General features: G+C 63.2%; 14 protein-coding genes and 2 pseudogenes. 10 read left to right on the plus strand and 6 right to left on the minus strand.

The annotated features are described in order from the left end of the window. Positions 1-57: 57 nt before the first annotated feature. The 3 genes from FGU64_RS09945 to FGU64_RS09955 all read right to left on the minus strand — a co-directional run bounded on the left by FGU64_RS09945 (position 58) and on the right by FGU64_RS09955 (position 3,337). On the minus strand, positions 58-1,095 hold the full coding sequence (locus FGU64_RS09945) for an ABC transporter substrate-binding protein (protein ID WP_180375673.1): 1,038 nt from the start codon (positions 1,093-1,095) through the stop codon (positions 58-60). 65 nt (positions 1,096-1,160) lie between these two features. Beyond that, complete coding sequence (locus tag FGU64_RS09950; RefSeq protein ID WP_139953075.1) at positions 1,161-2,606, minus strand: NAD-dependent succinate-semialdehyde dehydrogenase; 1,446 nt, start codon at positions 2,604-2,606, stop codon at positions 1,161-1,163. Positions 2,607-2,791: 185 nt separating this feature from the next. Next, positions 2,792-3,337 (minus strand): MarR family winged helix-turn-helix transcriptional regulator, encoded by a 546-nt coding sequence (locus FGU64_RS09955; RefSeq protein ID WP_139953077.1) that lies wholly within the window; start codon positions 3,335-3,337, stop codon positions 2,792-2,794. 235 nt (positions 3,338-3,572) lie between these two features. Between FGU64_RS09955 and FGU64_RS09960 the strand changes: the two genes are divergently transcribed. Then, positions 3,573-3,968, plus strand: a complete 396-nt coding sequence (locus FGU64_RS09960) for a RidA family protein (RefSeq protein WP_139953079.1) — start codon at positions 3,573-3,575, stop codon at positions 3,966-3,968. A gap of 5 nt (positions 3,969-3,973) precedes the next feature. Beyond that, the gene (locus FGU64_RS09965; RefSeq protein ID WP_139953081.1) at positions 3,974-4,597 is read left to right on the plus strand and encodes a flavin reductase family protein; all 624 of its coding nucleotides are present in this window, start codon (positions 3,974-3,976) and stop codon (positions 4,595-4,597) included. A 133-nt stretch (positions 4,598-4,730) separates the two neighbouring features. Here the strand turns inward: FGU64_RS09965 and FGU64_RS23730 are convergent. Together FGU64_RS23730 and FGU64_RS09980 are read right to left on the minus strand one after the other, a co-directional pair. Beyond that, a pseudogene (locus FGU64_RS23730) lies at positions 4,731-5,179 on the minus strand (hypothetical protein); the annotation flags it as partial. A 798-nt stretch (positions 5,180-5,977) separates the two neighbouring features. Beyond that, on the minus strand, positions 5,978-6,493 hold the full coding sequence (locus FGU64_RS09980; RefSeq protein ID WP_348639790.1) for a hypothetical protein: 516 nt from the start codon (positions 6,491-6,493) through the stop codon (positions 5,978-5,980). Between FGU64_RS09980 and FGU64_RS09985 the strand changes: the two are divergent. Further along, positions 6,435-6,666, plus strand: a pseudogene (locus tag FGU64_RS09985) (aldehyde dehydrogenase family protein); the annotation flags it as partial. The gene FGU64_RS09980 and the pseudogene FGU64_RS09985 overlap by 59 nt on opposite strands. 165 nt (positions 6,667-6,831) lie before the next feature. Here the strand turns inward: FGU64_RS09985 and FGU64_RS09990 are convergent. Further along, a complete protein-coding gene (locus FGU64_RS09990) occupies positions 6,832-7,731 on the minus strand; it encodes a GntR family transcriptional regulator (RefSeq protein WP_139953087.1) in 900 nt (299 codons plus the stop codon). Between the two features lie 149 nt (positions 7,732-7,880). Here FGU64_RS09990 and FGU64_RS09995 point away from each other — a divergent pair, with 149 nt between their 5' ends. From FGU64_RS09995 to FGU64_RS23270, 7 genes are all read left to right on the plus strand, one after another. After that, positions 7,881-9,068: a C45 family peptidase gene (locus tag FGU64_RS09995; protein WP_139953089.1), complete on the plus strand. Its 1,188-nt coding sequence runs from the start codon at positions 7,881-7,883 to the stop codon at positions 9,066-9,068. Next, positions 9,050-9,991 (plus strand): ABC transporter permease, encoded by a 942-nt coding sequence (locus FGU64_RS10000; protein WP_139953091.1) that lies wholly within the window; start codon positions 9,050-9,052, stop codon positions 9,989-9,991. The genes FGU64_RS09995 and FGU64_RS10000 overlap by 19 nt, the downstream gene beginning before the upstream one ends. Before the next feature lie 17 nt (positions 9,992-10,008). Continuing rightward, complete coding sequence (locus FGU64_RS10005; RefSeq protein ID WP_210239072.1) at positions 10,009-10,827, plus strand: ABC transporter permease; 819 nt, start codon at positions 10,009-10,011, stop codon at positions 10,825-10,827. Beyond that, a complete protein-coding gene (locus FGU64_RS10010; RefSeq protein WP_139953095.1) occupies positions 10,824-12,464 on the plus strand; it encodes an ABC transporter ATP-binding protein in 1,641 nt (546 codons plus the stop codon). Before FGU64_RS10005 ends, FGU64_RS10010 begins: the two co-directional genes overlap by 4 nt. Before the next feature lie 11 nt (positions 12,465-12,475). After that, positions 12,476-13,384, plus strand: a complete 909-nt coding sequence (locus tag FGU64_RS10015; protein WP_139953097.1) for an alpha/beta hydrolase — start codon at positions 12,476-12,478, stop codon at positions 13,382-13,384. A 220-nt stretch (positions 13,385-13,604) separates the two neighbouring features. After that, positions 13,605-13,745 (plus strand): hypothetical protein, encoded by a 141-nt coding sequence (locus tag FGU64_RS23265; RefSeq protein WP_180375675.1) that lies wholly within the window; start codon positions 13,605-13,607, stop codon positions 13,743-13,745. Between the two features lie 53 nt (positions 13,746-13,798). After that, positions 13,799-13,960, plus strand: a complete 162-nt coding sequence (locus FGU64_RS23270) for a hypothetical protein (protein WP_180375676.1) — start codon at positions 13,799-13,801, stop codon at positions 13,958-13,960. Positions 13,961-14,125: the final 165 nt, after the last annotated feature.

A 14,125-nucleotide genomic window follows, 5' to 3' on the forward strand; every position in this document is an offset into this window, starting at 1 on the left:
ATGTTCCGGTTGCGGGAAGGGACGCGAAGTCCCTCCCCGGCTTTTGCAGGCGAAAACCTACTGGGTGATCAGGTTCTTGAAGTCTTCCTGCACGTCTTGCATGTGCTCGGCCCACCAGGTCGGCTGCATGATGACCTGCTTGGCCGCGTTCTCGGGCGACTGGTTGGACTGGGCGAGTACCTCGGGCGGGAACTTGCCGACCTCGAAGGCCTTCTGGTTCGCCGGGCCGTAGTAGCCCATCATCGTCGGGATGCGGGCCTGGATCTCCGGCGAGACGATGTTGGCCACCAGCTTCTGCGCCTCGGCCAGATGCTTGGTGCCCTTCAGGATCGCCACGCAGCCGAAGCCGATGACGCCGTCCTGGTAGGTGAACTTGACCGGCGCACCGTCGGCGATGACGCCGGCGATGCGGCTGCCCCAGATCGCCTCCATGTCAACCTCACCGTCCTTGAGCAGTTGCGCCGACTGGGCGCCGGACGACCACCACACCGAGATATTCGGCTTGATCTTGGCGATGGCGGCAAGCGAACGCTTGGTGTCGAGCGGATAGACTTGATCGCGCGGAACACCGTCACCGAGCAGGGAAATCTCCATCATTTCCTGCGGATAGACGCTCATCGCCCGGCGGCCGGGGAATTTCTCGACGTTCCAGAAATCCTTCCAGTCCTTCGGCGGATTGTCGCCGTATTTGTCGGTGCGCCAGGCGAGCACCACCGAATAGGTGTTGGTGCCGACCCAGTCCTTGCCGCGGGCCCGCTCAGGAATGCCGTCGGCATTGACGACGGAATAGTCGATCGGCTCGAACAGGCCCTCAGCGGCGCCGATCGCGCAATCCTCGGCGCCGAGATGGGCGACGTCCCAACCCGGCGCACCGGATTGCACCTGTACGCGTACGGCAGCAAGGCCGTCGTGCGATTCACCGCGCAGTTCGACGCCGACCTTTTCCGCCGCCGGCTTGAACAGCGTGTTGGTCAAGTCTTCCTGCACCTTGCCGCCAAGGCCGGCGAGGGTCAGCGTATCGGCGGCCATCGCCGTGGTGGACAGGCCGACCGCCGCTATCGCCGCGATGATGCCCTGTTTCATGGATTTGCGCATGCTCGTCTCTCTCCCATTGATGACACGCATTTGACGTTGCCGGCAGCCCTCCCGGCCGCCGCCACTCAGGCCGCCGCGTCCTTGAGTCCCAGTTCGCTGATGAATTTGGTTTGCAGGAAAGCGTCCAGTCCTTCGACGCCGCCCTCGCTGCCGAAGCCGCTTTCCTTGATGCCGCCGAACGGCGTCTCGGGCGCGGCGATGCCGAAATGATTGATCGAGATCATGCCCGATTCCAGTCGATCACCAAGCAGCGTCGAGGTGCGCTCGGAATTGGTGAAAGCGAAGGCGGCAAGGCCGTAAGGCAGGCTGTTGGAGCGAGCGATGGCGTCGTCAAGGCTGGCGAAGGAGGCGATCGGCGCCAGCGGGCCGAACGGCTCGTCCACCATCAGCCTTGCGTCCTCCGGCGTGTCGACCAGCACGGTCGGAGCGAAGAAGTTGCCCTGATTGCCAATGCGCTTGCCGCCGGTCAGCACTTTGGCACCGCGGCTCTCGGCGTCGGCGACGAAGGCCTGCATCGCATCGAGTCGGCGGGAATTGGCAAGCGGCCCCATCTGCACGCCGGGCTCGGTGCCGGGACCGACCTTGAGCGCTTCGGAGCCGGCGACGAAGGCATCGACGAAACGCTTGTAATGGCGCTCATGGACGAAGTAGCGCGACGGCGCGGCGCAGACCTGCCCCGCATTGCGGTACTTCAGCAGCAGACCGAGCTTGACGGCCGCTTCCGGGTCGGCGTCCTCGCAGACGATGAAGGGCGAATGGCCGCCGAGTTCAAGCGTGGCGCGCTTGACGTGGGCGGCCGCGAGCTGGCCGAGAAGCTTGCCGACCGGAATGGAGCCTGTGAAGGAGATCTTGCGGATCTGCTGCGCCGGAATGAGGTATTCGGAGATTTCGGCCGGAACGCCGAAGACGAGATTGACGGCACCGGCCGGGATGCCGGCATCGGCGAAACAGCGCACCAGCTCAATGGCCGAGAACGGCGTTTCTTCCGGGCACTTGATGATGATGGTGCAGCCGGCGGCGAGAGCGCCGGCGATCTTGCGCACCGCCTGGCTGACCGGGAAATTCCACGGCGAAAAGCCGGCGACCGGGCCGACCGGCTCCCTGATGACGATCTGGCGCACGCCCGGCGCGCGGGCCGGGATGAGGCGGCCGTAGGCGCGGCGCCCCTCTTCCGCATACCAGTCGATGTGGTCGGCCGAGCCGACCGTCTCGCCGAGCGATTCGGCGAGCGGCTTGCCCTGCTCCCGCGTCATCAGCGCGGCAATTGTCTCGGCGCGCTGGCGCAACAGATCGGCGGCCTTGCGCAGCAGCTTGGAGCGTTCATAGGGCGAGACGAGTCGCCATTCGAGGAAGGCGCGCTGCGCGGCGGCGAGCGCGCAGTCGAGATCGGCTGGCCCGGCATGGGTTACCAAAGCGAAGACCTCACCGGTGGCCGGATCGACTACCGCGCCCGACCGGCCGGCGCTTCCCTCGCGCCATTCGCCGTCGATGAACAGCTTTGCCATCTCCATAAGGGCACGTCTCCATCGTAATTTGGTTGACTTCGTAAACTATATTGTTCACATCGTCAACTATCTTGCGTGCAAAATCCACACCCGTTCCGACCGACCCGCCCGCAAACGATCAAATGGCTGATTTTGTTCGGATCAACGCGCTGCCCGGATCGGACGACGCGCTCACCCTGCGCGCGGCTGCGCTATTCGTCGTCGCCGAGGTCGCCGCCGGCGGCCGCCACTTCGCGGCGGAGCCGGTCGTAATAGGCGATCGAGCTCTTGAACACCGCCCTGAAGGAATCTTGCAGGTGCTGGCGGTCCTGCGGCGAGAGGCTGGAGAGCATCATCTCGTTGCGATGCTCCGAATCGGCGAGGATCTTTGCCACCGTTTCGCGGCCGTCACCAGTCAGGCGCAGCAGGATGCTGCGCCCATCCTCGGGATTTTCGGAGCGGCTGATGAGGCCCCGCTCGATCAGGCCGGACACGACGCGGCTCATCTGGCTTTTCAGCAGACCGCTGTGATTGGCCAGAAGCTGAAGCGGCGCCTCCTTCAGATAATCGAGCACGGCAAGCGCGCGCCATTCCCGTACCGTCAGCCGATAACGCGGGCCGATGGAGAGGAAGGCGATGCGGCTCGACAGCGCGGCCAGGCGCTGCAACTGAAACGAGAAAAGATCGCGCGCGTCATGCGCGGCGATCATCTGCGCCGAATCCTCGGCGTCCTCGGTCATCGTGCCCTGCCTGTTCACGCGCTCGTCCTTTGCCTGTGTCGGCCCAGATTCGTCAAAAACGAGAACTTCGCTCTCACCTCAACCCGAACCATCGTCGAAAATCCACTCCTTTGTGGAGCAGCCATGCCGTCAACTGGTTGACAATGTCAACCAATTAGTTCATTTCGACAACCAACATAACGTTTCTGGATATTTCAGCCACGCCGCATGGCCGCGAAACGGCGGACCCCGCGGATTTCAACGGGAGAACGAAATGGCCAACAAGCTGCACAATCCGCCGACCATCGCACCGCCGGCGCGCAACCTCTACGCCCACGGCGTCGAGGCTCCGAAGGACAGCCGGCATCTCTACGTCGCCGGACAAGTCGGCGTGCGCCCCGACGGCACTGTGCCTGAAAGCCTCGAGGAGCAGACCGAGCAGATGATGAAAAACATCCGCGCCATCCTCGCCTCCGCCGGCATGGGCTTCGCCGACATCGTCAAGTTCAACGCCTATTGCATGTCGGCCGAGGACATCATCACCTATGCCGGCATCCGCAACCGCCACTTCGCCGGCGTGCAGACGGCGACAACGGCCGTCGTCGTCTCGGGACTGGCCAACCCGGCCTGGAAGGTCGAGGCCGACGTCATCGCCGCGCGGCAGGACTGACAGCGGTGTTTTACCGTCCGTCCGACGGGCACGGCCTGCCCCACGATCCGTTCAAGGCGATCGTGGCGCCGCGCCCGATCGGCTGGATCTCGACGCGCGGCAAATCCGGCGCGATCAATCTCGCGCCTTTCTCCTTCTTCAACGCGCTGTCGGTCGAACCCTATCTCGTCTGGTTCTCCGCCGATGCGGAGAAGGACAGCGTCGTCTTCGCTCGCGAGACGGGCGAGTTCGCCGTCAATCTGGTGGGAGAAAAATTCGCCCGCCAGATGAACGCCACGTCGGTGGATGCACCACGCGGCGCCAGCGAGTTCGCCTATGCCGGGATCGAGGCGGCCCCTTGCCGGCTGATCGGCGCGCCGCATGTCGCCGGCACGCCGGCGGTGCTCGAATGCCGGCTGACAGAGATCCTCGAACCGAAAGGCCTCGACGGCCGCTGGGCTGGCGTTTACGTCGTCTCCGGCGAGGTGGTCGGCATCCATATCGACGACACCATGCTGAGCGACGGGCTGTTCGATCAGAAGAAGGCCGGCAACCTCGCCCGGCTGGGCTACATGGACTATCTTGCGATCGGCGAAACCTTTCAGATGCGCCGCCCGCGCTGGGCGGATGACGATGCGGGCGCCCCGTAAGCATACCCCATCGGAGGTACGTCCGTCCCGCGCTCGGGCGGCATCGCCTATCCCAGCAACTTGCACGTCGAGCGTCGCGATCCGCTGAGGATCGCGGTGGTTCCTGCTCACAAGGGGCGGCGCGATCCGCCGCTCACACTTTCTCCAGCGAGATCGCAATGCCTTGGCCGACGCCACGCACACGGTGGTGAGCGCCAGTCTGCCGCGACGCTCCAGCGCTGCGCTGCCGGCGATACGCGCGCCCGACATGCCGAGCGGATGGCCGAGTGGGATGGCGCCGCCATTCGGGTTCACATGCGCCGCGTCTTCCGCGATGCCGAGCTCGCGCAACACGGCTATGCTCTGGCTGGCGAAGGCTTCGTTCAGCTCGATCACGTCGAAGTCGGCAGGCGCGATCCCGAGCCGGGCAAAGCTTCTGCGTCGCCTACGCCGTGCCGATGCCCTGCGTTGTGGCACGCCGACGGCCGCGCCGCCGACAATGCGCGCGATCGGCATGAGGCCATGTAGTTTGGGCCAGAACAAGAGCTGTTCAAAATCGATGGATGGAAGGCTCCCGCGTTGAGGTGAATTTGGTTTGGCCATGCAGCGCATCTCGATACAGTCGTTTATCCGGCCTTTGATGCGGCCATTCTTGTCGGCCGCTGGCCTTGAAGGATTCCACCAGGATCATGCCCCAATCGATTAGACGGACTTGACGTCTGCTACGCTAAACGGGTTCGGCAGATCCCTCGGGATCGAGTTGCCGTCTTCACTTACCTCTTTCGCCTCGACGGCTCAGCCGATTGGGCTGGCCGCTCTCAGTTCGTTGATTTCCTCATACTCGCCGTCCCCCCTCATGATCGCCCATGCGATGCGAGCCATCTTGTTGGCAAGAGCGACAGCGACAACCTTTGGCGGCCGGCGTCGCAACAGACCACCTAGCCAGATCGACCCGCCCTCTCCGTCACGGCGGACGTATCGCAGCACTGATGTTGCGCCGAGGATGAACAGTTGCCGGATGTATCGATTTCCTTGTTTGCTGATGCGCCCGAGGCGCGTCTTGCCGCCCGATGAATTTTGTCGCGACACCAAGCCGAACCAGGCAGCGAAATGCCGCCTTGATCTGAAAACCTCCGGTCAGGGACGATGGAAGCAAGTGCTGAGGCCATGACAAAGCCGACACCAGGAATGGTCTCCAGCCGATTGGACAGGTTGTTTCGATAATGCCAGGAGATCAGCTTCTTTTCGATCGTTTGAAGTCTCTGTGTGAGATCGCAGATCAAGTCTCATGCGCAGCCCAGCCTTTTTCTCCTTGCGGTGCCGCTTTTTCTACCTCGTCGCTATCAGGGATGGGTTCGGCCGCAAGGTACTGGCTCGGCGGCCGTCGAACACCACAGATGCTTACTCCGGCGCCACAGCTCGGACGAGTCGCTCCAGACTTTCCCTCGCCTCCCGGTTCGCAGGCGTATGCAGCGACAGGGTGAAGACGGCATCTTCCCCGCTCGGGCGGAGCGATGCGAAGGTGAAGTTCAGCGATCCGGAGAGCGAATGGCGCAACATCTTTTGCCAGAACGGCGTGTCCTCAACATCCGTCATGAGCCAATACGCCTTGAATTGCTCGCTCACATCGCACAATTGATCGATGTCCCCGAACAGGCGGCGGGCCTCCTCGTTGCAGGCTTTCACCTGCCAGTATTTGTCGAGCACGTAGGCCGGATTCGGATCGAGGCCGTTCATCAATGCCAGGAGTTGCGCGCTTGGCGCGATATCGCCACCGATGCGCTCCTTCCAGTCCAGGTCCGGCCTCCCCAGTTCCAGAAGATAGGTCTGCTCGGCACGGGCGTTCGATCTCGGCGCCATGACCGCCGATAACGACCAGGCCGAGCGGGTCGCCAATGCCCTCGAGGCCGGAATCATTTGGATCAACTGTTCCCAGCCGACATTTGCCGAAGCGCCCTGGACGGCGTGAAGAAAAGCGGGATCGGGCGCGAACTCGGCCGGTGGGGCCTTCCAATTACCTCGAACCGAAGCAGATAACGCGCTACGTTTCGAAGGACTCGTGGAACTGGTATCCAGTTCGGTCAGGCTGAAGGCCCCTCATGAGACGATTATCCCGTGAAGCACCGGCCATCTCGACTTCGCCGAGGCGTTGCTGCGCCGGCACCTGACCTACGCGGGGCGGTCTGGGAGGAATCCAAGGTATGACGATGGCCGGTCGGCGTCTGGAACATTCGAAGAATCGGGCCACGCCTACGCTATCCTGGCAGCCGGAATTCGGAGGCCTGTTTTAGATGTCGGCGCAAAAGGTCTTCCGCCCAGTGCATCTCTCCTGCCTCCACGGCATCGAGAATGGCAATGTGCTCGCGACACGATTGCTCGACACGTTCGACGGGGAGATCCACAAAGGCCGACGATTCTTGCATGCGCCGCAGGTTGTTTTGCTGGCGCACGGCCTCTGCAAGGAAGCGGTTTCCTGAACAGGCGGCAAGCCCTTCATGGAAGGATGCATTGACGCTGAACCAGTCGTCACCGTCGAAAGCGGTCGCAGCGGCGGCGTTGCGGATGCGTTCATGCGCGCGCCTGATCTGGGCGAACCGGTCCAGATCGGCCTTGAACGTCGGCGAGCGGAGCGCGGCGCACTCGATCACCATGCGAAATTCGTAGCTTTCATTGTAAGCTTGCTGGCCCACCAGAGTGTCGACGAAGCGCCAGCCGTTGCCGGGCAGCCTGTGGGCCAGTCCTTCGGCAGCGAACCGCATCAGGAGTTTGCGGATGACGCCACGCGGTACTCCATAGCGCGCCAGCAATTCCGCCTCGGAAACTTCCTGCGCGAGCTCGCCGGCCGAACGCTCGCGCATCATCCGGCGATGAAGCTCCTCCAGGGGCGACTGCGGCAATACCGCCCTGAAATCAAGATCGGTGAGTCGCCTGGCCACCTGTAAGCCGCGCGTGCTGGTCGGCTCGACGATACCCTGCGCCGCAAGCAAAGCCAGCGCAGCGGCGACCGGAGAGCGCGACACCCCGAAACCGCGCGCCATTTCCGGCACCGATATGCGGGTGCCGGCATCCCAGCCGAGATCGCGCATGCGCTCAAGAATGCGACGGGCAAGATCGAGTTGGAGGGCACTCTTGGCCTCCAAATCCACGCTCTTCATCCAGTCGCTCCCAGTTCGCGTCCTTGCTGGATAGCGCAGGCTCCGGGTTTGGGAAATCGGAAAGCTGCAAGCATCCGAAATTTCTGCTTTTCATTTAAACAAAGTGCATCTATCATATATCTTTTCCGAAGATTGTTTCCAGGCCTCGCATGACGATTACCCCATTTCCACTGATTGAAGTGCACGGTTCGTCCCGCAGTCGCGGCGAACTCTACGGTGAGCAGGCGCGCGACCGCATCCGGCACTCTTTCGGACACTATGAGGAGCAGCTCGGCCGCCTCGGCTTCGCGGCGGACGGCGTCGAGCGCCTGGTCGGCGTCTTCCTCCCTAGAATCCGCGAATGGGCCTCGGATCTGGTCGAGGAGATGGAAGGTATAGCCGCCGGCGCCGACGTAAGCCTGGCCTCGATCGTCCTGGTCAATGCGCGCACGGAAGTGCTGCAGCTTGCGCACCGAGAAAAGGGCTTGGCGGAAGATGACGATCCGGACGGTTGCACCGGTGCGGCGATCATGCCTGCGGCAACCAAGGCGGGACGATTGATTCATGGCCAGAACTGGGACTGGAAAGCCGAGTGCGCTGAGACCTCCGTCGTGCTGCGCATTCGCCGCGATGACGCACCGGATGTGCTGACATTCACCGAAGCTGGCGCGCTAGCGCGGAGCGGCTACAATTCGGCCGGCATCGCGATCACCGCGAACTATCTGGAATCGGATCGCGATTACAAGAACCTCGGCATCCCCCTGCCCTTCATCCGGCGTCGCGCCCTCGAAGCGGCCCATTTCGCCCACGCGCTGCGCGTCGTCGCCACTACCCCGAAATCCGGGTCGAACAACATGATGGTGAGCACCGCGGAAGGCTTCGCAGTCAACCTGGAATGCGCGCCCGACGAAGCGTTCCTTATCTACCCGCAGGACGGGACGATCGTGCATTCCAATCACTGGTTGAGCCCTGTCGCGCTGAGCAAATTGAAAGAAACCGGCCTGGCCAGCGTGCCGGACAGCCTCTATCGCGACTGGCGGGTGCGTCAGCATCTTATGGCAAGGACGGGGGACATCGTCACCGAAGATTTGAAGGACGCGCTCTTCGATGATTTCGCCTCACCTTTCGCCGTATGCCGGCCGCCAGTCAGGAAGGAAGGCGGCAATCTCTCGGCCACGGTGGCGATGGTCATCTGCGAACCCGCCGCAGGTTACATGGAGCTTGCACCGCTGCCGGCCCTCAATCGTACGTTCACGCGCTACGAACTCGCCCTCGACGACAGCGTCCTGGAAAGAATCGACAAGGCATCCACTCAACCCGTCAGCGACAGGAAGAGCCGATGGGCCGCTTCATCCTGATCAGGCTTGCATCGGCCGTTCCCACGCTTCTCATCGTCTCGGTGACGGTCTTCCTGTTGATGCGGATGGTCCCTGGCGACCCGGCGATGCTCATGCTGGGCGACCTCGCCCAGCCCGGCCAGGTCGAGGAGTTGCGGCGGCAGATGGGGCTCGATCAGCCGCTGGTGGTGCAGTACTTCTACTGGATAGGCGACGTGTTGACGGGCGATTTCGGCCATTCGATCGTCTCCAAGGAAGCGGTTCTGCCTCTTATCCTCGATCGCTTCTCGGTCTCCGCGACGATCGTGCTCACGGCCGTCTTCTTGGCTACGCTGATCGCGGTTCCGTCCGGCATGCTCGCGGCTTGGCGCCAGGACAAAATCGCGGACATAACCGTGGTCGCGACCTCGACGATATTCCTGTCCATACCGAGTTTCTGGCTCGGCCTGATGCTACTGCTGATCTTCGGCTTGTGGCTCGGCTGGGTGCCCGTGATCGGATACGTGCCTTTCAGCACGGACTTCACCGGTGCGCTCGTCTATATCATCCTGCCCGTAGTGACGCTCGTGCTGGTCGAGACCGGGCCGATCGCCCGCATGGCGCGCGCCAGCACTATCGAGGTCGCCCGGCTGGACTACATCACGCATGCCCGCGCAAAGGGATTGTCGGAGCGGGCCGTCATGTGGCGCCACGCCTTCAAGAACGCCTTCGCCCCGACCTGGACGCTGATCGGCCTCGTCCTGGGAAGCCTGCTGGCGAACATCGCCGTCATCGAAACGGTCTTCACGATCCCGGGACTCGGCCGGCTGCTGATCGATTCGATCTATGCGCGCGACTATCCCGTCGTGCAGGGCTGCATGCTGTTTATCGCCTTCATATATGTCGTGGTCAACCTGCTGGTCGATCTCGTCTACCCGTTCCTGGACCCGAGAGTGACGGCATGATCGTACATGCGCTTGGCATTCCCAAACTGCGCTTCAACGCGCTCCTTGGCGGTGTCATCGTCCTGTTCTTGTGTGCAGTCGCGGTCGTCGGGCCATGGCTTGTCTTTTACGATCCGCTGAAGCTCGATCTCGTTTCTCGGCTGCAAGGGCCTTCGGCAACCCATTATCTCGGCGCGGATGAATTCGGCCGGGATGTCCTTTCCCGGCTTATTTACGGCGCCCGCACCAGCGCCTGGATCGCCTTCTCCACCGTCGTCTTCGCGATCGTGCTTGGAACCGTCCTCGGCGTCGCCGCCGGCTTCCTGCGCGGCTGGACGGACCGCATCATCATGGTCTTCAACGACGCGCTGCTCGCTTTTCCCGGCCTGCTCCTGGCGCTCGGCTTCATGGCTGTGTTCGGCGCCAGCCGGAACGGCATCATCGTCGCCCTGGGGCTGGCCTACGCTCCTGTGGTCGCCCGCGTGGTGCGCGGAGCCGTGCTCTCGATCAGGGAGCGCGAGTTCGTGGAAGCGTCGCGCGCCATAGGTAACAGCGAGATCGTCACAATGGCCAGGCATGTGCTGCCCAATTGCGTCGCGCCGATCATCGTTCTCGCCACAACCATGTTCGGCTGGATCATCCTGGCCGAGAGCGCGCTGAGCTTCCTCGGCCTCGGCGTACCACCGCCCTCGCCGAGTTGGGGCAACATGCTGTCCACCGCCCGGCCCTATATCGGCCAGGCGCCGCATCTGATCGTCCTGCCCGGCCTTTGCATCGCGGTCACGCTGCTCGGCGTGAATATGCTGGGCGACGCGGTGCGCGACTGGCTGGATCCGAAGATGCAGGTGTCGTCGTGACGGGGCTTCGAGCCGGCGACGCGCCGCTGCTTGCGGTCGAGAACCTGTCCGTCAAGATCGGACCGGCCGGTACCAAGGTCGTCGATGGCTTGAGCTTCGATCTGTCGAAGGGCGGCATGCTGGCGCTGGTCGGCGAATCCGGTTCCGGCAAGACCATGGCAGCGCGCGCCATACTGGGCCTGCTGCCTCCCGCGCTGAGCATCGCGCCGGGCAGCAGCATTAGGCTCGACGGAAGCGAACTCACATCGCTCTCTCCGCAGGCGATGCAGAAAGTCCGCGGCCTACGCATCGGCATGGTCTTCCAGGAGCCGATGGTCTCGCTCAATCCGTCGATGACCGTCGGTGACCAAATGGCGGAAGGGCTGCTGCTGCATCACCGCAATCTCGGTCGCAACGAAATCCGCGACCACTGCGTCGCGATGCTGAAGCGCATCCGGATCGACGATCCCGAGCGCTGCCTCGCGGCCTATCCTCATGAATTCTCCGGCGGCATGCGCCAGCGCATCATGTTGGCGTCGGTCATGCTCCTGAAGCCGCAGCTTCTGATCGCCGACGAACCGACCACCGCACTGGACACGCTCATCCAGCGCGACGTTCTCGACCTGATGGCCGAACTCACGCGGGAAAACGGCACCGGCGTCGTGCTCATCAGTCATGATCTCGGCATGGTGTCGCACTACGTTCGGGACGTCATCGTCATGTACAAGGGCAAGGCAGTCGAAACCGGCCTCGCCCGTGAAGTCCTCCATGCACCGAAGCACGACTATACGAAACGCCTTGTTGATGCGCTGCCGCGCCGTAAGGACGGCGCCAGTCAAAAGGCGGTTGTGCGCACGCCATTGCTTGAGCTCAAAGACATCGTCGTCGACTATCCCGGACATCAGCGGCTGTTCGGCACCAGTCCCGGCAAGCGCGCCGTTTCAGGCGTCGCTCTGAGCGTCAGCCAAGGCGAAATCCTGGCTTTGGTCGGTGCATCCGGCTCGGGCAAGACGACGCTCGGCCGCACCATCATCGGTCTGGTCAAGCCGAGCGGCGGTACGATCCGCTTTCATGGCAAGGAACTGGCGGGTTCGATCAACGCGGCGACGCGCACCCAAAGCCGCGACATGCAGATCATCTTCCAGGATCCCTATTCCTCGCTCGATCCACGCCAGCGCGTTGGAAGCATTGTTGGCGAACCGCTGAAACTCGACGCCTCGACCGACCGGAAGACACGCAACGAGCGCGTCGCCGAAGTCTTTACGCAGGTTGGCTTGCCGCTCGAGTTCATACAGCGCTATCCGCACCAGCTTTCGGGCGGGCAGCGCCAGCGCGTCGCCATCGCCCGCGCGATCGTTTCCCGACCGGCCTTTGTCGTCGCCGACGAGCCGGTCTCCGCGCTCGACATGACGGTGCAGAAGCAGATTCTGGAACTGCTCCGCGGCCTGCAGGAGCGCTACGGCTTTGCCTGCCTTTTCGTCTCGCACGACCTCGGCGCGGTCGAGCAGGTCGCCGACCGGGTCGCGGTGATGGAAAACGGCCGCATCGTCGAGCAAGGCTCGCGCGACGACATCTTCGACCGCCCGCAGCATCCCTATACCAAGCGGCTCTTGGCGGCGGCCATGCTGCTCGACCGCACGTTCGCCGGCAGCGAATAGACGGCACCGATATGACCTGGGCACCGAAGCAACTTATCGAAGGCGGTATGCCGCAAAAGCTCGGCTTCTACGACAGGGGCGCGACACCCTATTTCGCCAGCCGGATGGACCCGCGCCTGTCCTACTGCCTCTATGTTCCAAAGGGCTATGACGAAACCGGTTCCGATACGTACGCCCTCGCCATCGTCGTGCATGGGACGGCGCGCTGGGCCGAGGCCTATCGCAACGATTTCGCAGCCTTCGCCGAAGACACCCGCACGATCATCCTCGCCCCGCTCTTCGCCGCCGGTATGACCGAGCCGAAAGAGTTGTCCAGCTACAAGTTCATGCGGCGCGGCGGCATCTCCTACGATCTGGTGCTGCTCGACATGGTCGACGAAGTGGCGGAGCGCTACCGGCTTCGGTCCAACCGTTTCTTGCTGCACGGCTTTTCCGGCGGCGGCCATTTCGCGCATCGGTTCCTCTACCTGCACCCGGAACGCCTGCTCGGCGTCTCGATCGGTGCGCCCGGCATCGTCACGCTGCTGGACTTCGAGCATGACTATTGGGTCGGCGTGCGCAATTTCAACGCCGTGTTCCAGAAAAACATCGATCTCGACGTCATGCGCCGCGTCCACGTCCACATGGTCGTCGGCGCGCAGGACACCGAGACCTGGGAAATCCGGCTGCAGCCGGGCGATGCACTCTGGATGGACGGCGCCGAGCGCCTTGCAGAGACAAACCGGATTCAGCGCATAGCCGCGCTGCGGGAGAGCTTCGAGGCGCATGGCATAGCCGCGCTGCGGGAGAGCTTCGAGGCGCATGGCATCGCCGTACATCAGGACATCGTGCCGGCTGCCGCGCATGACGGCAGGCTGATGCTCGATCCTGTAAGAACGTGGTTTCGCCAGGTGATGAGCACGGAAAGGGCAAGCGCATGACACTTGGCCGCGTCGCGGAACTGTGACACCACCCGGTCAGTTCCGTCGGCGATGAGCGGTTCGCCAAGGCGCATCTGGAAAGCGGTGGCGTCCAGGGTGACCGTCTCTGGGATGTCGTCGCGGATGATGGCGACGAGATCGCCGCACGGGAAAAAATCAACGTTGGTGACCGCTGCCGAACGTGGCCGCGTGCTACCATGGCAGTGCGCCGCAGATCCGCGTGGGTGACGGCGCCTGGCTGCCGGCTGCGATCGGCCGTTTCATGGAATTCCTGATTTCGCTCAGGCCACATGTGCCGTTCGGCAAAGAAAGCCCGGAAGGCGTCGCGCACGCTGTCAGCGCGCCAACATCCATCTACTGACGGCCGCATCAATACGCACGCTGGCCGGGGGTGTCCCCGATGCGAGCCAGATCGTGCCGCGCCACTTCCGGCCCGACCTCGTGATCGAAATCAAGCCGAGTGTCGAGGATTTGGCGGAAAGCAACGGATCGAACGCAGGCGCGCAGGGGCAGGACTGTCATTCGATCACCGAGGCCTGTGCCGGGTGTGCTTTCGCCGCCCTCGCACAGGGCTGAACTCCGGTTCGAGCCTGCCGTCCTGCAGAATATCGCCAGACACGGCGGTGGTTGCCTCGGGGTTCTGTGCGCGATCGGGCGGATAACGCTGATCACAATCGGCGACCGCATCGAGTTGCCCGAAGCCCGATCATCCAATGAAAAGGGCGAGCGATCAACTCGCCC

Origin of the sequence: Mesorhizobium sp. 8 (assembly GCF_006351905.1) — a bacterium.
GTDB lineage: Bacteria > Pseudomonadota > Alphaproteobacteria > Rhizobiales > Rhizobiaceae > Mesorhizobium > Mesorhizobium composti.